Origin of the sequence: Curtobacterium sp. MCBD17_032, assembly GCF_003234855.1 — a bacterium.
Taxonomy (GTDB): Bacteria; Actinomycetota; Actinomycetes; order Actinomycetales; family Microbacteriaceae; genus Curtobacterium.
In genome coordinates, this window is the sequence record NZ_QKTO01000002.1 from 175,212 (window position 1) to 193,804 (window position 18,593).

The window sequence follows — 18,593 nt, forward strand, 5'->3', positions numbered from 1 at the left end:
GAGTGGGTGGCGGTCGCTGCCACCGTACCGTCGGGCCGCGACGCGGGAGGATCAGTCGACCTGGTCGTGCCGGTCCGGCGCCCAGACGCCGGCCGTGAAGACGACCTGTGCTTCCGTCCCGAGGTCCGACTGCATGCGCCCGGCCGTCCGGAGTCCGAGGGCACGCGTCTCGGCGCCGCCGAACGGCCTGTCGACGCGCTCGGTCACGGCACGCCAGCGGACGATCGCCTTCGCCGTCCCCTCACGCAGGCCAGCGGCACGAGCTGTCATGCGGTCGCCGTTCCCGTCGCGGAGGAACAGGACGTCGGTCCCGGCCTGGTTGCTCGTGAGGACGACGGCCCTTCCCCCGCTGGCGACCATGTCGATGCCCTGTCCCGCTCCGCACCAGACGTGCGCGTCGTCCCCGAGTTCGAGTTGCACGCGGCTCGCCAACGTGAAGGCGGTGACACGATGTGCGTCCCGTTCCTCGGCGGACGACCACGCGAAGTCCGGTTCGCTGCGGGAGTCGTAGACGTCGTTCCACGCTCTGAGGTCGTCCCGCAGCGACGCACTCAGCCCGAGGCCCTCGGCGTCCGCGACCCCGACGTGTTCCCGTGATCCTCGGTACCAGAGCGGGGAGTCGTCGACCATGTACTCGGCCATGACCAGGACGATGAGCTCCACCACCGGCCCAGCGTACGACCCTGCCCGGCCGTGCTGACGTTCCCGTCGCGAGCTCCGCCGCTCTTCGGTGGTCAGCTCGCCAGCACCGCCCGCACGGCGTCGTACGCGGGCGTCGGCTCACCGTCGTCGAACAGGAGGTCGTGCCCCTGCTGCAGGCCGCCGTCGTCGTCGACGAACCAGTCGTAGCGGTCGTCGACGCCCCACGTGGTCCAGGAGACGCAGGCGTCCGAGCGCAGGCAGGTCCCGAGCACGGTGGCGTACTGCTCCGCCTGGGCGTCCGCACCCTCGCTGTCCGTGACGTCGTTCTCGGAGATCCGGACGAGCAGCCCGGCCTCCGCGAAGTCGTCGAGGGTCGTCGTGAGGTCCTCGGCCGAGACGGTGTCGGTCTCGAGGTCGTAGACGTGTGCCTGCAGGCCGACACCGTCGATGTACCCGCCCTGCTCGTTCGTGTCGAGGGCGAGCTGCCGCAGGGCGTCCTGTCGGGGACCGGGGACGTCCGCGCCGTTCTCGTTGACGAACTGTCGGACGTCGGGGTCCGCGTCGTGCACGGCCTTCGAGACGACCACCGGGTACGACGGTCCGAAGACGCGGTACCAGGTGTTCTCCTGCAGGTCCGTGCCCTGGTCGACGTCGAACGGCTCGTTGACGACGTCGAGCGAGTCGAGCCGGCCCCGGAAGTGCGTGACGACGGTGTCGACGTAGTCGAGCAGCACCTCGGCGCTGGCCCGGCGCTCCGGTTCGGTGTCGGCGGGGAGCTCGCGCATCCAGCGGGGCATCGCCTCCGAGAAGGCGATGGTGTGGCCGTGCACGGCGAGGTCCTCGCGCTCTGCGAGGTCGAGGAGGGCGTCGGCCTCCTGGAAGGTGTACTCGCCCTGCCGCGGGGAGAGCGCCTGCGGCTTCATGACGTTCTCCGGGGTGAGGGCGCCGAACTCACCCACGAACGCGCTCGCGGTGTCGGGGTCGGCGGCGAGCGGGCCGAGCGCCACCGCCGCCCCGATCCGGAAGCCCGGGCGGACCCGGTCGGCGAGCGCCTGGAGCCCGTCGGGCGACCGCTCGGCATCGGCCGCGGCGGGACCGGCGACGGACAGGGGAGTCCCCGCTGGTGCCGTGGCGGTGAGCGCGTCGACCGTGAACGAGCCCTCCTCGCTCGACATCCCCAGCCAGAGGTCGCCCGAGTCGAAGACGTCGCCGAGCGGCAGGGAGGCCACCGTCTCCCCGTCGCTCGCGACCTCGAGCAGGTCGCCGGAACGGTGGACGGAGAACCCGGCCTCGGGGTCGGCGACGGTGACGTGCTCCTCGCTCGTCGGCCGCGGGTCGGTCACGTCCTGTGGGGGCGAGCCGTCGGAGACCGCGATCCCGAGGTCGTCGCCGCGGAGCGTGAGTCGGAGACCCGCGGGCTCGATCCGGAACTCGTCGGCGATCACCGGCGGGCTGTCGGCGACGGTGAGGGTGGCGTCGGCGGTCACGTCCGTGAACGACGCCCGGAGCGTGAAGTCGCCCTCGGCCACGAGGTGCGTCCCCATCAGGTCCAGCGCTGGGTCCGGTCGGCCGCCGCCGCCGTCCTGCTCGACGATGCGCCTCCCGGTCGCCGTGACCCGCACCCCGTCGCCGTCCGCGGCGACCCCGGGCACGTGCCTCCAGTCCTGCGCCAGCACGTCGATGACCGTGCCCCGCTCGTCCGGCGGCTCCGTCGAACTGCAGCCCACCAGGACGAGGAGGAGGCCGGCGGCCGCCGCGCTCGTGGCGCACCGTCGCCGGGTGGTCGCGGCTGCCATCAGCGGACGTCGTCCGTGGCGGCGGGCGGGGCGGTCCGGTCGTCGCGGACGGGGCGGGTCGGCATGTCGGGAGCCTACCGAGCGCGCAGCACGGCGACCGTCGTCACCGTCCGAGCTGGTGCGCGCTCGCAGCGAGGACCTCGTCCGCCAGCGTCGGGTCCGCTCCTGCGACGGCCCGCGAGACCACGATCGCCCCGACCATCTGGGTGAACACGGCCACCGCCTGACGCCGGGCGTCCTCCGCGGCGAGCTCGGTGCCGGTCTGCCGAGCGTGCTCGGTCAGCAGCTCGGTGAGGTTCCCGAAGTACCCCTCGAGCCCGTCGCGGTACGCGCCCTGCGCCGCAGCACCGTGCCGCCCGGCGTCCACCGGCAGGGCCGCGGAGGGGCAGCCGGTCTCGGGGTGGTCGCGGTGTGCAGCCGTCAGGTAGGTGTCGACGACGGCGCCCAGGGCAGACTCGGCCGTGTCGGCGTGGTCGGCGCGGATTGCGCTGACGGCCGCGAGTGAGTCCGCGAAGCCCTGCCGGTAGACCTCGAGCACGAGGTCCTCCTTCGACGCGAAGTGGTTGTAGAACCCGCCGTTGGTCATGCCGGCGCTCTGCATCAGGTCCTTGATGCCGACGCCGTCGACACCGTGGAGCTTGAAGCCCTCGCTCGCCGCGCGGACGATCTGCTCGCGGTTGCGTTCCTTCTGGGCCTGCGTGATGCGGGGCATCGGTCTCCTCCTCGTGCGGTCGGCGCGGTTCCGGCGGACGGAGCCGCGGCTCGCTTTGATGTTAGTCGGCATCAAAGGGCTTGACAATCAATGATGACGAGCAACATCATTGCTTCGACGTCGCTCGACGTCCCACTCCGGGCAGCACGCACGCAGCCCGAACGAACCGAGGAGACCCTGATGTCCGACACCACCACCGCTCGTCCCCCCGCCTACAGCATCACCGAGGTCCTCGAGGTGCTCGACCCCGCCGGCGCGCAGCGGTACGCCGAGCTGACCCCGGCGACGGTCGAGCAGTTCGGCGGCCGCTTCGTGGTCCTGGGTGCACAACCGACGGTCGCCGAGGGCGATGCCGGTGTCGTCGTCGCCGTCGTCGAGTGGCCCGACATGGAGGCCCTGCAGACCTGGTACGACTCGGACGCGTACGCCCCGGCCCGGGCGATCGCCGCCACCGCCGTGCGTCGTCGCCTGGTCTTCCTGCCCGGCGTGCCCGCCGCGGCCTGACCGTCACCCGACGCCGACCCGCCGATCGCCACGGGGGTGTCGGTCCGGCACCGACGACGGACGGGAGGCACGGCGCGCGCTCGCACCGTGCCTCCCGTCCGTCTGTTGCTACTGCTCCGTCGGCGCGATCCGCGGGAGCGTGCCGAGCCGTCGGCGGACGAGGACCGCGGTCCCCGCGGCGAGCAGCAGGAGCGCCGTCACGCCGAGCAGCCCGAGGCCGTGGGCACCCGTGAAGGCGAGGTCGCCGTCCGGCGTGGTGCCGTCACCGGCACCCGGACCGTCGGCGCTCGGGCCGTCAGCACCCGGGCCGTCGGCGCCGGGGAGGCCGGTACCCGGAGCGGGCGAGACCGAGCCGTCGTCACCAGCGTCGTCGCCGCCGTCACCGGGGACGGGCGACGCGGGGTCGGTCGGGGCCGGGTCGGTGGGCTCGGCGGCGTCCGGCAGGGCAACCGCGAACGCGACCGCAGCGCCGCTGCGGGTGCCGATCGACTGCACGGCCTGCGCCTCGCCGGTCGCGGCGGCGCGGACGAGGGCAGCTGCCCGGATGTCGTCGTCGTCCTTGCCGGCGACGTCGACCGACCAGGAGCCGTCCTCGGCGACCTCGGCGCTGCCGGCGACCGCGCCCGAGAGCGTCACCGTGGCGCCCGGGTGGCCGGAGCCCGTGATCGACGTCGGGGCGACCTCGGTGCCCGGCTCGTCGACGGTGAGGACGTCGAGGTCGGCGCGGGCGGTCAGCCACGACTCGGCGCTGACCGGGTGGTCGACCACGCGGGTCTCCCCGATGCAGCCGTTCCAGCCGTTCGTCGCGGCGTCGTCGACCCAGTCGCTGCCGAACAGCCACGGCATGCCGTCCTGCACGGTCTGACCGCCGGTGTCCGTGGCGTTGCGGAGCACCGGAGCGCCGTCGATGTACATCGTGGTGGTGCGGGCGTCGACGTCGTTCACGAGGGCGACGTGCAGCCAGCGGCCGGGGATGATCTCGCCCGACCACGCCGTCCGGTCACCCTTCGACGGGTCGGCGGTCACCTCGGTCCACTGGAACTCCTTGAGGTTCGAGATGCCGAGCGCTGCGGGCGAGGCGGTCCAGTCCCAGCGGGTCTGCGGGACGCCGATCTGCGAGCGGTTGCCGCTGCGGACGATCGCCTTCGACCAGGAGTTCGCGCCGTCGGTCCACGAGGGGTCGACCTGCAGGAACGTCTCGATCGTGTAACCCTCCGGGAAGGTCGCCCGGTCGACGACCGTGTCACCGGGGGAGGTGAGCGCGCTGAAGCGCTTCGCGGCCTTGTCGGCGTTCGCGAAGCAGAGGCCGGCGCCGTCCGAGGAGAGCGGGTGCGACTCGTCGGTGACGGTCACGTCGCCGTCCTGCGCGGTCGGGGAGCCCGACTCGGCGTGCGTCATGCGGGTGAGGTCGGCGTCGCCGACGACGTCGGTCACCGTGGCGCCGGGGGCGAGGGTGCCGGGCTCCTGCTCGCCGGGACGCCACCAGGCGAGGGTGCCGTCGACGACGGTGTGGTCGGCGCGGCCGCCGGGGAGCTCGGTCGTGACCGGGGGTGCACCCTCGAAGCCGTCGAGGAGCATCTGCCGTGCGCGTTCGATGAGCGGCGGCTCGTCGGCGGTGCCGGCGCGGAAGTCCGGCGCGAAGCCCGCGAACCGGGTGCGGAAGTCCACCGGCACGCTGTAGCGCTGGTTCGCGGCGTCGAGCAGTGGCTGGTCGTAGGACGTGAGTGTCTCGGACGGCTTCCACGTCACCCACGGGGACGCGGTCTGCATCGCGAGCGTGCCGTTGGTCAGGTCGAACTCCACGAGGCCGAGGTAGCCGTTGCCGCCCTCGTAGTCCATCTGGTGGTCGATGAGGACCTGCGTGACGGCGTGCCCGGCGTCGTTCGTGCGGCTCTTCCACGTGGAGCCGTGGAAGTGGCCGTTGAACGTCAGGAACACCTGGTCGTTCGGGGCGATGACGTTCTTCCACAGGCGCTCGCCGTAGGCCGTGTCGACCGCGGTGAGCCCGTCGGTCGCGATGTTGATGACCTCGTGCGAGGTGAGGATCGTCGGCAGCGTCGGGTGGGCCGCGATGACCTGGTTCGCCCACGCGAGCGTCTCGTCGGAGGCCCGCCACGGCAGTGCGAGCGAGAGGAAGCGCTGGCCCTCGGCCTCGAACACGTGGAACTGGCTCAGCCCGGTGCGGTCCGTGCCCGACTCGATGGTCGGCTGACCGGTGGCGCGGGTGGCCGGGAAGGTGCGCAGGTACGGCTCGGCGGCGAGGTCGTACGACGTGTCGAACACCGTGTCCGCGGAGTTCCGGACGTCGTGGTTGCCGGTCGTGATGCTGTACGGCATGCCCGCCGCGTCGAGCACGGACATCGCCCGGTCGGCGGCCTGCCACTCGCCCGCCTGGCCGACCTGGTCCACGACGTCGCCGACGTGGGTGGTGAAGGGGATGTGCAGCTCGTCGGCGTTGTCGGCCAGCCACTGGGTCTGCACGTGGAACGGGTCGTCGCCGTAGCGCGGGAGGAACTGCGAGGCCGAGTAGCGGGAGTAGAACTGCGTGTCCGGCAGCACCGCGAGGGTGAACCGGGACGCGAGGTCGGCGGCCGGTGCAGGGGCGGCTGCGGCCGGGGTGGGGGTGGCGGTCAGGGCGGGGAGGCCGACGGTGGCGGCCACAGCGAGGGCGGTGACACCCAGGGCGGTGGTCCTCCGTCGGGAGGCCCGGGGGAGTGGTCGGTGTGCGGTCACGCGACGATGCTGGTGGCGTCGTCTGTCCCGCTGGTTTCCTGAGTGTGACCACAGTGTGAGCGGGAGGCAACGCGGGCGTTGTCGCCGCGCGGACGACTTCCTTCCGGTGTCGGCCTTGCCGTGGCGCTGCAGTTCGATGGTGGGGTCCTCCTCACCCCCGATGACGGCGGCTACACCCCATGGAGGGTCCGGAGTCGCACGTTCCCGTCCGGGCGTCCGAGTCGACTCGCACTCAGTGTCCGGTAGACGATCGGCTACCGAGACGGATCCTGCGGCTCGCGCCGTGCTGCTCGAACGGACAGGAAGATGCTGGCAACCCAACAGACGACCCCGAGCAGGATCACTCCGCTACCGATCCAGATCGCAGTCGAGTGACCGAGCGCTGCACTGCTGGCGATGACAGCGCCGCCGGAGAGTACGAGCGTGCCACTCACCAGGTCGAGCAGGACGCGAGCCCATGATCGTCCTGTTCCTTCGAAGCCGAAGGTCTCTCTCGGGGTGCGCATGATCGGAGGATACGCAGTCGTCCTGCTCCTGGCGCACCGGCGCCGTGGCGACCTGCTTCGAGGAACGGGAGCACGACGAGCATCCCGCCGATGAGGAGTTCGACGGACGGACGGGAGGCGCGGTACGGGCCCGCCCCGTGCCTCCCGTCCGGCGGTCCCGCCGCGTGCCAGCATGGGCGCATGCCCGTCGTCGAGTCCCGCTGTGTCGTCCCGGTCGACGTGGACGTCGCCTTCGCCGTCTCGCAGACGCAGGGCGAGGTGCGGAAGCGGTGGGACCCGTTCATCCGGCGGCAGCACCTCATCGGTGCGACCGTCCCCGGCAAGGGCGTGCGGACGTACACGGTGCAGCGCTTCGGGCTGGCGATGGAGAGCGAGTACGTCTCGTACAACCCGCCGTCGAACGTCGGCATGAAGATGACGAAGGGTTCGTGGTTCTTCGAGCGCATGGGCGGCGGATGGCGGTTCAGCGCCGCCGAGGGGCAGCCGGGGCACACGCTGGCGGTCTGGCGCTACAACTTCACCTGCAAGCCGAAGTGGCTCGCCCCGCTCGCGGAGCGCATCGGCGTGCTCGTGCTGCAGCGGGACATCGACCGGCGGATCGCGGGCTTCGCGCGGGGCTGCGAGGACCCGGTGGTGCTGGCTGCCGTGGCTCCGGACCGGGATCGGTGACGGGCGTCCGCTCGCACGGCTGAGGGACCCGACTCCTACTCGAGCAGTGCCCGGAGCGTCCGTCGGAGTCGCTCGCCGTCGGCTGCTCCGACGGGTGCGAGGAACTCCTCCTCGACCTGGTGGCGGAGCGCCTCGGCCGCGTCCACCACGTGTTCGCCCTGCTCGGTGAGTTCGACGACGTTGCGTCGACGGTCTGCCGGATCCGGGTGTCGCGCCACGATGCCCTTCCGCTCGAGGGTGTCGAGGAGCGCGACCATCGTCGTCCGGTCGATGCCGAGGGTCTGCGCCACCTGGAGCTGGGACATCGGCTCGCGCCGGGCGAGGACCCGCAGCGCGCCGAACTCCTTGCCGTCGATCGACAGCGGGGCGAGCGCGGTGTCCGTCCGCTCGCTGAGGACCATCGTCGCGTGCTTGAGGAGGTACCCGAGCACGTCGGTCGGTCGGGCATCGCTGGACATGGTGTGATCTTAGTCCTACGCTGATCGTCAGTACCGCTGACGATCAGTGGTCTAAACGAAAGGTCCGAGCATGATCCTCGTCACAGGCGGAGCCGGCTTCATCGGCTCCCACACCGTCCGGTCCCTCGTCGAGGCAGGAGAGGAGTGCGTCCTGCTCCAGCGCCGGACCCCGGAGGTGCCGCCACAGCTCGCCGACCTGCCCGTGCACGTCGTGCAGGCGGACGTCGCCGACCTCGATGCCGTCCTCGCCGTGGGCCGCCGCTTCCCGATCACCGGCATCGTGCACCTCGCGGTCGCGCTGCCCTGGGCGGGTGACGGCGGAGACCCCGTGGACGCCACGAGCACCGCGATCGAGGCCTTCCTCAACATCGTGCGTGCGGCCCGGGCATGGGACGTCCCCCGCGTGGTGGTCGCGAGCACGATCGGTGTCTACGGCTTCGGCGGCGCCGGGGCGCTCTCCGAGGACGACCCGATCTCGTTCCGGCACGTCCACGCCATCCCGACGTTCAAGAAGATCGCCGAGCTGCTCGCCCTGCACCTGTCGGACCTGACGGACGTGCAGATCGTCAACGCGCGGATCTCGGGCACGTGGGGTCCCGGCGGCCACCAGCCCGACCCGTTCTTCGCCGCGCCGTCGCTCGCACTCGGAGCCGCGCGCGGGACGACCCCGGACGTCTCCGGCCTCGTGGCGCCTCCGCACCGTAACGACGCGCTCGACCTCCTGTACGTCAAGGACACCGGGCGTGCCCTCACCCTCCTCATGCGCACTCCCGGACTGCGGCACCTGACCTACAACGTCGCGTCGGGGCACGCCACGAGCAACGCCGACGTCGTCGAGGCGATCCGGACGGTCGTGCCCGACTTCACGGCCGACCTGCCCGTCGGACCGGACCAGCCGCAGCAGTGGCTCGACATCACGCGGCTCCGCGACGACACCGGGTTCACGCCCGAGTACGACGCGGCGGCGGCAGCGGCGGACTACATCGCCTGGCTGCGCGCCGGGAACGAGCGGTAGTCGTCGGACCAGGAGCCGGACGGGAGGCGCGGTGCGGGCCCGCCCCGCGCCTCCCGTCCGCACCGGCCTCGGCCTGCATCCTTCGATGCAAGTCCCGCAGGTGCGTCCCTCGGCCGGTCGTCCCGGCGCGGCGCAGTTCCTAGCGTCGATGTCATGACGAACACCATCGAAGCCCGGTCGACGACCGGCACCGCCCCGCAGGACCGGCACGGCATCCGCGGCGTCATCGCGCGGCACCCGCTCGGGTCGTTCTTCACCCTCGCACTCGGGCTGAGCTGGCTCGCGTGGGTCCCCTACATCCTGTCGCCGCACGGCATGGGCGTCTGGGACATCCACTTCGCCGAGGTCCTCGGCAGCGCGCAGTTCACCGGGGTGCTGCCCGGCGCACTGCTCGGCCCGCTCGGCGGCGCGTTCATCGTGACCGCGGTCGCCGACGGTCGCCCGGGTCTCCGCCGCTGGGTCGGACGCCTGTTCCGCTGGCGGGTCGCCTGGTACTGGTACGCCCTGGCGCTCGTCGTCGTGCCGGCCCTGATCATCGTGTCGGCGCTGCCGTTCGCCGGCGGGGACGTGCACGCACCGACCGCCCTCGTGTTCGCCGCCGTGGTGCCGGGCCTCGTCATCCAGCTGTTCTCCACCGGTCTGAGCGAGGAGCCGGGCTGGCGCGACTTCGCCCTGCCCCGCCTGCAGCACCGCTTCGGTGGCCTCGGTGCCGCGGCGATCCTCGGCCCGGTGTGGGCGCTGTGGCACATGCCGCTGTACCTCAGCGACTGGGGCGGGTGGCCGGACGCGCACTGGAGCGAGCCCGTCGTGTTCGCCCTGTTCACCATCACGTTCAACGTCCTGATGGTGCAGGTCTTCAACAAGACGGGCGAGAGCCTGCCGCTCGCTCTGCTGCTGCACGTCGGCGTGAACAACACGATCTCGACGTTCTTCCCTACGATGTACCCGAGCATGACCGCCGGCACGCTGATGATCGGCCTGACGATCATGTCGACGATCACGGCCGTGGTGCTGCTCATCGCGACCCGTGGGCACCTCGGGTACGACCCGGCACGTCGGGCGCTGCCGATCGACGCCCCGATCCCGTCGGCGGAGCCCCTCGTAGGATCGCAGCATGGCACCCGCTGAGCCGCTCGCGCAGCGCCCCCAGGCCGAGGCCGAGGCCGGGGGCGCTGCGCCCGCCCGGCGTCCCGCCACCGCCCGCGAGCGCCGCACCGACGTGCTCGTCGCGCTCGGCACCGCCGTGGTCGCCCTCGGTCTGCTGCTCGCCCTGCCGCCGCTCGACGCCGCCGACCCGGACACGGTCGGCGAGACCGTCAGCTACCCGGCCGTCGGCAGCGCGCCGTGGACGGTCCTGACCGTCGGGCTCCTCGCCCAGGCGGCCGCCCTGCTCGCCGCCCGCCGGGCACCGCGCACCACGCTCGTCGTCGTGGCGGCGATCCCGGTGCTCGTCGCCGTCCTCGCCCCGCAGGCGTTCGAGCTCTTCGGGCTCACGCCGTTCGCCGTCGCGGTGGCCGTCGTCCTCGCCGCACTCCGCGTCCCGCTCGCACGGCTGTGGCCCGCACTCACCGCAGCGGCCGTGCTGGTCGTGATCGGGGGAGCGGCGATCTGGGCCGTGCTCGCGGGCGGCTTCCGTGCCGACTTCACCCAAGGCCTGACGACCTCGGTCGGCCAGGGCGTCCTGCAGGCTGTCGGCGCCGTCGGCCTGCCGCTGCTCGTCACCCTGGTGGTGCTGTCCCGCCGCGAGGTCCGCGTCGCCCGCACCGCCGAGGCCACCGCGGTCGACCGGGAGCAGGACGCCCTGATCGACGCCGCCGTCTCCCGCGAGCGTGCCGCCATGGCCCGGGAACTCCACGACATCGCCGCCCACCACCTCTCCGGGATCGCCCTCATGTCCGCCGTCATCGACCGCCAGATCGACACCGACCCCGAGCGTGCCCACGAGGGCGTCCGCCAGGTCCGGGAGCAGAGCACCGCCGTCCTCGAGGACCTCCGCCGCCTGGTCGGCCTGCTCCGCGAGGACAGCCCCGCCGAGCGTGCCGTCGAGACCGTCGCCGGGATCGTCGACCTGGTCGAACGGGCACGGTTCCGTAGCGACGTCCGCCTGGACGTCCTGGCCACCGACCGCGCGCCCCGCGTCGGTCGTCCGCTCGGCGACGGCGTCGGCCCGCTCGCGCAGCTCGCCGCGTACCGCACCGTCCAGGAGGCGCTCGCGAACGCGGCCCTGCACGCTCCGGGAGCGTCGTGCACCGTCACGATCGACGACCGCGCCGACGACCACCTCCTCGTGCGCGTCGAGAACGGGCCGGCCGCCGTGCCGGCGCAGGGCAGCACGCCCGCGGGTGGCAACGGGCTCCGCGGCATGCGCGAGCGGGCGGAACTGGTGGGGGCGGGCCTCCAGGTCGGTCCGACGGACGACGGCGGCTGGCTGGTCGCCCTGCGGCTCGGCCGGGAGGCCCAGCCCGGCTCGGACACGGCGGCCGACCACCAGGAGGTGGCGCGGTGATCCGCGTGCTCGTCGCCGACGACCAGCCGCTCGTCCGGGCCGGCGTCTCGGCGCTCCTCGACGCCGAGCCGGACATCGAGGTCGTCGGGATCGCCGCCGACGGCGGCGAGGCGCTCGCGCTCGCCCGCAGCACCCGGCCCGACGTCGCCGTCCTCGACATCCGGATGCCGGTCCGGAACGGCATCGAGGTCGCCCGCGAACTCTGCCGCCCGGACGCCGACCCCGCCGTGCCCGTCCTCATGCTCACGACGTTCGACATGGACGACCTGGTGTTCGGCGCCCTCGAGGCCGGGGCGTCCGGGTTCCTGCTCAAGGACGCCGAGCCCGACACGATCATCGGCGCCGTCCGGCAGGTCGCGGCGGGCAACGGCACCCTCGACCAGGCCCTGACCCGGCGGGTGCTCCGCGAGTTCACCTCGCGCCGGAGCCTGCAGCCGGTGACGGGGGACCGGGTCGACGGCGTGCTGACCGCCCGGGAGCGGGACGTGCTGCTGCTCCTGGCGCAGGGGATGTCGAACGAGGAGATCGCGGCCGAGCTCGTCGTCGAGGTCTCCACCGTGAAGTCGCACCTGGCGCGCATGCTGCCGAAGCTCGGCGTCCGATCGCGTCTGCAGGCCGTGGTGTGGGCGTACCAGAACCGCATCGTCACGGTGCCGGACCAGGACGCGTGAGCAGCCGTTCGACGCTGCGTCAGGTGTGCCTGGTGCTCCGCTGTCACTCCGCGGGTGCATGATGGGCGCGGCCGTCGCCCGGACGGCCTGGAGTGGAGTGCCCGCCGTGACCGAGACCCGCGCGTCGTCGCCGTCGTCCGACCAGCCGTCGGCTGCGCGCGACGCCCAGCCCGGAGACGCCGGTCCCGGCGACGACGCCACACACCCCGCGACGGCCGCCCGGCAGCCCGCCGGTCGGGAGGCCCGTGGGCACCGTGGCAAGGCGGGCCTGGCCCTCGCTGCGCTCGGCGTCGTCTTCGGCGACATCGGCACGAGCGTCCTCTACTCGATGCGGACGGTGTTCTCGGTCGACGGCGGGATCGTCCGGCCCATCCCCGAGGACGTGTACGGCGTCATCTCGCTGCTCGTCTGGTCGATCACGATCGTCGTGTCGATCAAGTACGTGCTCGTGCTCATGCGCGTCGACAACCACGGCGAGGGCGGGGTCATGGCGCTCGCCGCACTCGCCAGGCGGCTCTACGCGAACCGGCCGGGCGGGACGACTGTGTTCCTGGTCATCGGGATCGTCGGTGTCGCCCTGTTCTACGGCGACTCCGTGATCACGCCGGCCGTCTCCGTGCTGTCCGCCGTCGAGGGCCTGGGCACCGCGGCTCCGTCGGTCGAGCACCTCGTCGTGCCGATCGCGGCCGTCATCCTCGTCGGCCTGTTCGTCGTCCAGCGGTTCGGCACCGCCAAGGTCGGTGCCTCGTTCGGACCCGTGATGCTCCTCTGGTTCGTCGTCATCGCCGTGGCCGGCATCCCGCACATCGTCGAGCACCCCGGCGTCCTGCAGGGGCTGTCCCCGACCTGGGCGATCGCGTTCCTGTTCGCGCACCCGTTCATCACCTTCATCGCGATGGGCGCGGTCGTCCTCGCGATCACCGGTGCCGAGGCGCTGTACGCCGACATGGGCCACTTCGGGCGCATGCCGATCCTCCGGGCCTGGTTCTTCGTGGTGTTCCCCGCGCTCGTCTGCAACTACCTGGGCCAGGCAGCGCTGGTGCTCGAGGACCCGACGGCCACGAAGGACCCGTTCTTCCTGCTGTTCCCGAACTGGGCGCAGATCCCCGTGGTGGTCCTCGCCACCGCGGCGACCGTCATCGCCAGCCAGGCCGTCATCTCCGGCGCGTTCTCGCTCACCCGGCAGGCCGTGCAGCTCGGGCTCCTCCCGCCGCTCACCATCCGCCAGACGTCGAAGCGCGAGGGCGGCCAGGTCTACCTGCCGGCCGTCAACCTGCTGCTGTTCATCGGCGTGATGGCGATCATGCTCGCCTTCCGGTCCTCGGCCGCGCTCGCCACCGCGTACGGGGTCTCCGTCACCGGGGCACTCGTCGTCGACACGCTCCTGCTGCTCGTCGTCGTGAAGCCCCTGTGGCGCTGGGCGACGTGGAAGCTCGTGCTCGTCGCCGTCGTGTTCGGCGGCCTCGAGCTCACCTTCCTGGCCGGCAACCTGTCGAAGGTCGTGCACGGCGGATGGGTGCCGCTCCTCATCGCCCTCGCCGTCATCACCCTCATGACGACCTGGCACCGCGGCCGCCAGCTCGTGCAGCAGGAGCGGCGGAAGCGCGAGGGGTCCCTGTCGGAGTTCATCGACACGGTCAACGCCGACCACATCCCGCGGGTCCCCGGCGTCGCCGTGTTCCCGCACCCCAACAAGGAGACCACCCCGCTCGCGCTCCGGGCGAACGTCGAGCACAACGGCGTCGTGCACCAGCGGGTCGTCATCGTGTCCGTCCTCACCGCGAACGTCCCGCACGTGGCCCTGTCCGATGCGTTCAGGCGCGACGAGCTCGGCCACGCGGAGGACGGCATCGACCACATCACGATCACGTTCGGGTTCTCCGACGACCAGGACCTGCCCGCTGCCATGCGTGCCGCGTGCGCCGCCGGCGTGCTCGACCTGGCGCAGGAGGACATGACCGAGGCGTCGTACTTCATCTCCCGCGGCGCGCTCCGGACCGGGTCGGGCAAGGGCGGCATGGTGTCCTGGCGACGGAAGCTGTTCGTCGCGATGGCCCACAACGCCGCCGACCCGGCCGCACGGTTCGGGCTGCCGCTCCGGCGCACGGTGACGATGGGGAGTGACGTCGAAGTCTGAGCCGTTGTGGAATACGGAATACCGGGAAGCGGACAAGGAGCCGCCGATGGGGTTCGATGGGTGATGTCCGGTACATCAGATGCGGGTACAGCTGCGTGCCCGCCCCCTTGGAGCCCTCTTGCGACCACACATCCCCCTCCGCACCGCGCTCACGGCGGTGACGGCGGTCGGACTCGCCCTGACCGCAGCGACACCGACCTGGGCTGTCGCATCGACTGCTCCGACGACTCCCGCCGCGGCACGTGCGGATGCGGCCACGGACGCGGTGGTCGGCCTCGCGATCGAGGTCGCGGAGGACGGCAACGGCCCGTTCACCCCGGAGGACGTCCCCGGTGGTGACACCCGCGACGACAACGGCGTCGTCCGCACGCTCGACTCCGTCACCTACCGCGTGACGATGAACTCCACGGGTGGCCCCAGCGCCCACGAGCGCTTCACGCTCACCGCGCCCGCCGGCACCAGCTGGGCCGGTGTGCCCGGTCCGTGCACCGGTGGCGGCTCGATGGTCTCCGGCCAGGACCTGACGTGCGACCTCGGCACGATCGCCGAGGGGCACGCGATCGCGGTCCCCGCGGTCCTCGACGTCTCCGCCGACCTGCGGAACGGCGACGAGATCCGCGTCACCGGGACCGGCACCGCCGACGAGGCCGAGAACGACCCGGTCTCCGCAACGTCGCCGACGACCGTCGTGTCCGCGGCCGCACGGTACGACCTGTCGAAGAAGGTCCAGGCGTCGGTCCTGCGGACCGACGTCCCCGGCCCCGGAGGAGCACGCGGGATCCAGCTCGTCTACCCCATCGCGGTCGCCTGGCGACCTGTCGTCCCCGGACAGGGACTGGTCGGCTTCGAGAAGAGCGCCGGACCGATGACGTTCACCGACGACGTCTCACAGATCCTCGGTGGCTTGCCCTCCGGTGCCCGCCTGTGGAACGGGGACGAGCCGGCGTGCGGCCCGCTCTCCCCGGACGTGCCGGGCCTGGGCGGGCTGCCGGCCGGCACCGGAGGCGGAGCCGGTGCGGTCGCGGACTCGGGCACGTTCACCTGCCGCCAGAGCGCCCCGGGGCAGGACGTGGACGTGACGATCGCCGGGACCGTGACCGACCCGGACCGCATGCCGACGGAGAACGAGTACGGCGGTCCCATCGCGGGCGGCGAGATCGGGTACGTCGTCAGCGGCTACATCAGCTTCTGGATGCCGACACCGCCCGACGGCACGAACGTGCGCTCCGTCAACCGGTACACCCCGTTGCAGACCACCTCAGTGAGCGGCGCCCCGAACTACCCCGGCGGTGTCGAGCCGACCGACGACAACGTCTCCGAGCGCAACATCGTGGAGTTCGCCGACGGCAGTGGCGGGAAGTGGCTCTACCGCGTCGTCGGCGACGGCGCCGCGGTCCGCCCCGGTTCCGCTCGGCACGGCGACCCGTGGACGACGCCGGGCGCTCGACTCCGCAGTGACGTCGCCATGGAGAACCACGGACTGACGCCCTACCGCGGTGCCGTGCTGTGCGACACCTTCGACCGGGCCACGCAACGCCTGTCCGGCATCGGCGGCTCGTCGGTCGTCGCGGGGGTCAGTGGACTGACCGACGCCCGCGTCCAGTACGCCGCCTACGCCATGACCTCGCCGGCCGAGGGACAGCAGCACACCTGCGACGACGCCGACGGTCCGTGGTACGACTCGCCCCGGGACGTCCCCGGTGGGATCGGTGCGGTCGGGGCCGTCCGTGCCGTCGGTGACCTGCGGGGCGGGGAGTCCGCGACCCTGCACTCCTGGGTGACGGTCCTGTCGGCGCCGGACGGGACCCGCGCGGTGGACTTCGGGCACCTCTCGTTCGGCGCAGGTCACCACGGGTGGGTGCACGACACGGCCGACCCCGCGCTCGGCGTCGGTGTGCTGACGGACAGCGTCGTCATCACCGAGGACCTCGCGAGGATCACGAAGAAGACCGTCGACACCGGTCACGACGCCGCCGACACCCCGGACAAGACCAGCGCGACCGTGCCAGGCGGCACCGTCGAGTACGCCCTCTACCCGACGCTGACCAACGGGAACGCCCGCGGCCGTCCGACCGACGTCACCGTCCGCGACACCCTGCCGCTGCACACCGCCTACGTCCCGGACAGTGCGTCGGTGCCCCCGGCGATCGACACCGTCCGGGACCCGCACGGCGATCCCCACCAGCGGCTGACCTGGACGATGCACGACGTCCAGCCGAACGTGCCCGTCCCCCCGATCACGTACCGCGCCACGGTCTCGTCGGCTGCGCCCGCCGGGCCTATCCGGAACCAGGTCGAGATCGCGTCGCCCGCGGATGCCTCCGACCTCGGGTTCCGTCAGGCGGAGCGTGCCCTGCAGGTCGTCACCACCGCCGGCGTCGGTGTCGAGGAACGGGCCGTCGAACCGGTCGTCGTCGTGGGCGACCAGCTGCGGTGGGAGCTCGACTACACGGACACCGACGCCGAACCGGCGCGGGACGTCGACCTCATCGACGTCCTGCCCGACCCGGCGGGTGCGGACGACGGGACGTTCCACGGGCGCACGACCCTCGCCGGGCCGGTCCCGGTCGACGTCGGCGCCGGGGAGACCGTGCGGTACACCGCCGCCGCGCCGGCTGACGTCTCGCTCGACGGGGACGACGCGTCGAACCGGCCCGGCGGATCGACCGTCTGGTGCGCCGAGGCGGACTTCGGCCACCACGGGTGCCCCGGCTCCCTGCGGGACGTCACCGCCTTCCGCATCACCCGGTCGGCCCCCGTCCCGCCCGGCACCACCGTGACCCACACGCTGGCCCTCACGACCGAAGGCGAACACGACGGCGACACATACGCGAACCGGTTCGGCCTCCGCTCGGCGAACCTGACCCTCGACGTCCGGTCGAACTGCGCGTCGATCCGGGTCGTGGCCGGCGCGATCGGTGACCGGGTCTGGTCCGACCTCGACGGTGACGGGCTGCAGGACCCGGACGAGCCCGGCGTCCGCGGCGTCGACGTGCGGCTCACCGGCACGGACGACGACGGGCACCGCGTCGACCGCAGGACGACGACGGACGCGGACGGCCGCTACCACTTCGGTCGACTCCGTCCCGGCGCCTACGTCGTCGCGTTCGCCGCACCCGACGGGCGCCACCTCACCCGGGAGCACATCGGCGACGACGACGCGATCGACTCGGACGCGGGTCCCGACGGTAGGACGGCCACGGTCACCCTCGGTCGCCGGACGACGGCCGAGGGGGTCCTCCACGGCGTCGAGCGGACCACCTCCGTCGACGCGGGACTGTTGCCGGACGAGGACGCGGGCGGTGGCGGAGGGCCGGACGGCCCGGACGGACCAGGTACGCCCGGTGCCGGGACCGGCTCGCCGGGGGAGGTCGGACCTGGGGGTCGGCACGACAGCTCGGCCTCCGCGGACGCGCGGCACCCGGAGCGCGCTGACGGCAGCGCGGGGCCCGGGCGGGGTGACCTCGCCTTCACCGGGGCCGCCGGTCTCCCGGTGCTGGTCGGTGTCGCTCTGCTGCTCCTCAGCGCAGGCGCGGCGATCGTCGTCGCCCGGCGGGACCGGGTCCGGGTCCGCCGTCGGTGAGATGACGGGCGTGCCCGGACGGGAGCGCGTGGCGGGGCCGCCCCGCGCCTCTCGTCCGGGCATCCGGGCATCCGGGCATCCGGGCATCCGGTCGCTGGTCGCCGGATCGCCGGATCGCCGGATCGCCGGATCGCGGGAACGCCGGGTCCCCGGGTCCCCGGGCCCCGGGCCCCGGATCGCCGGATCGCCGGAACGCCGGGTCCCCGGGTCGCCTGGTCGCCGGGTCGCGCGGTCACCCGCGAGCGCGTTCGATCTCGCCGCGGTACCCGCTGAGCTGGGCGACGAGTCCGGCGCCGTCCCCCGTCCCGCGGAGGTCCCCGATGAGACGGTCCACGCGGGTGAACACGGCCCGCTGCTCGGCGTCGGAGAGCGTGCGGAACCGGTCGGCGTCCGGGAGTTGCCCCTGCCAGCCGTCGTCGTCGGTCGTCGGGGCCGTGGTCTGCACGACCGTCGAGACCCCGCCCGTCCTGACGGTGCCGTCGGTCGTGCCCGTCGCCTCCGGTCCCGCGACGGTCGCAGCGGCCACGCCGGTGGCGGCGATCGCGGCGATGAGGGCCAGCGTGGTCAGGGTGGCTGCGGTCTTCTTCTGCATCACGTGCTCCCGTCGGATGGGCCGCGGTGTGCGGTGGTCCCAGCCTGCGACGAGGCGGACGTCGGCCGC

General features: G+C 72.8%; 15 protein-coding genes. 8 read left to right on the top strand and 7 right to left on the bottom strand.

What is annotated here, in order from left to right; translation table 11 throughout:
* Positions 1-51: 51 nt before the first annotated feature.
* The 3 genes from DEI91_RS03900 to DEI91_RS03910 form a co-directional block, all read right to left on the bottom strand.
* Complete coding sequence (locus DEI91_RS03900; RefSeq protein ID WP_111051016.1) at positions 52-666, bottom strand: hypothetical protein; 615 nt, start codon at positions 664-666, stop codon at positions 52-54.
* Positions 667-734: 68 nt separating this feature from the next.
* Positions 735-2,438 (bottom strand): endo-1,4-beta-xylanase, encoded by a 1,704-nt coding sequence (locus tag DEI91_RS03905; protein WP_111051017.1) that lies wholly within the window; start codon positions 2,436-2,438, stop codon positions 735-737.
* Between the two features lie 103 nt (positions 2,439-2,541).
* Positions 2,542-3,150 (bottom strand): TetR/AcrR family transcriptional regulator, encoded by a 609-nt coding sequence (locus tag DEI91_RS03910; RefSeq protein ID WP_111051018.1) that lies wholly within the window; start codon positions 3,148-3,150, stop codon positions 2,542-2,544.
* A 180-nt stretch (positions 3,151-3,330) separates the two neighbouring features.
* On the opposite strand from DEI91_RS03910, the gene DEI91_RS03915 reads away from it, so the two are divergent.
* A complete protein-coding gene (locus DEI91_RS03915; protein WP_220038040.1) occupies positions 3,331-3,654 on the top strand; it encodes a DUF1330 domain-containing protein in 324 nt (107 codons plus the stop codon).
* A gap of 108 nt (positions 3,655-3,762) precedes the next feature.
* Here DEI91_RS03915 and DEI91_RS03920 read toward each other — a convergent pair whose 3' ends face one another.
* Both DEI91_RS03920 and DEI91_RS15905 read right to left on the bottom strand, forming a co-directional pair.
* A complete protein-coding gene (locus tag DEI91_RS03920) occupies positions 3,763-6,387 on the bottom strand; it encodes a LamG-like jellyroll fold domain-containing protein (RefSeq protein ID WP_111051020.1) in 2,625 nt (874 codons plus the stop codon).
* A 254-nt stretch (positions 6,388-6,641) separates the two neighbouring features.
* On the bottom strand, positions 6,642-6,893 hold the full coding sequence (locus DEI91_RS15905; protein WP_146244198.1) for a hypothetical protein: 252 nt from the start codon (positions 6,891-6,893) through the stop codon (positions 6,642-6,644).
* 180 nt (positions 6,894-7,073) lie between these two features.
* On the opposite strand from DEI91_RS15905, the gene DEI91_RS03925 reads away from it, so the two are divergent.
* Positions 7,074-7,562 (top strand): SRPBCC family protein, encoded by a 489-nt coding sequence (locus tag DEI91_RS03925; protein ID WP_111051021.1) that lies wholly within the window; start codon positions 7,074-7,076, stop codon positions 7,560-7,562.
* A 35-nt stretch (positions 7,563-7,597) separates the two neighbouring features.
* Here DEI91_RS03925 and DEI91_RS03930 read toward each other — a convergent pair whose 3' ends face one another.
* On the bottom strand, positions 7,598-8,020 hold the full coding sequence (locus DEI91_RS03930; RefSeq protein WP_111051022.1) for a MarR family winged helix-turn-helix transcriptional regulator: 423 nt from the start codon (positions 8,018-8,020) through the stop codon (positions 7,598-7,600).
* Between the two features lie 70 nt (positions 8,021-8,090).
* On the opposite strand from DEI91_RS03930, the gene DEI91_RS03935 reads away from it, so the two are divergent.
* From DEI91_RS03935 to DEI91_RS03960, 6 genes are all read left to right on the top strand, one after another.
* Positions 8,091-9,035, top strand: a complete 945-nt coding sequence (locus tag DEI91_RS03935) for an NAD(P)-dependent oxidoreductase (protein WP_111051023.1) — start codon at positions 8,091-8,093, stop codon at positions 9,033-9,035.
* A 153-nt stretch (positions 9,036-9,188) separates the two neighbouring features.
* Positions 9,189-10,163, top strand: a complete 975-nt coding sequence (locus DEI91_RS03940) for a CPBP family intramembrane glutamic endopeptidase (protein ID WP_111051024.1) — start codon at positions 9,189-9,191, stop codon at positions 10,161-10,163.
* On the top strand, positions 10,150-11,541 hold the full coding sequence (locus DEI91_RS03945) for a sensor histidine kinase (RefSeq protein ID WP_111051025.1): 1,392 nt from the start codon (positions 10,150-10,152) through the stop codon (positions 11,539-11,541). Before DEI91_RS03940 ends, DEI91_RS03945 begins: the two co-directional genes overlap by 14 nt.
* A complete protein-coding gene (locus tag DEI91_RS03950; RefSeq protein WP_111051026.1) occupies positions 11,538-12,212 on the top strand; it encodes a response regulator transcription factor in 675 nt (224 codons plus the stop codon). Before DEI91_RS03945 ends, DEI91_RS03950 begins: the two co-directional genes overlap by 4 nt.
* A 106-nt stretch (positions 12,213-12,318) precedes the next feature.
* Complete coding sequence (locus DEI91_RS03955) at positions 12,319-14,349, top strand: potassium transporter Kup (protein ID WP_258374281.1); 2,031 nt, start codon at positions 12,319-12,321, stop codon at positions 14,347-14,349.
* A 118-nt stretch (positions 14,350-14,467) separates the two neighbouring features.
* Entirely contained in the window at positions 14,468-17,932 is a 3,465-nt protein-coding gene (locus DEI91_RS03960; protein ID WP_111051028.1) for an SdrD B-like domain-containing protein, read from the top strand.
* Positions 17,933-18,164: 232 nt separating this feature from the next.
* Here the strand turns inward: DEI91_RS03960 and DEI91_RS03965 are convergent, their stop codons facing one another.
* Complete coding sequence (locus DEI91_RS03965) at positions 18,165-18,524, bottom strand: hypothetical protein (RefSeq protein ID WP_111051029.1); 360 nt, start codon at positions 18,522-18,524, stop codon at positions 18,165-18,167.
* Positions 18,525-18,593 lie beyond the last annotated feature (69 nt).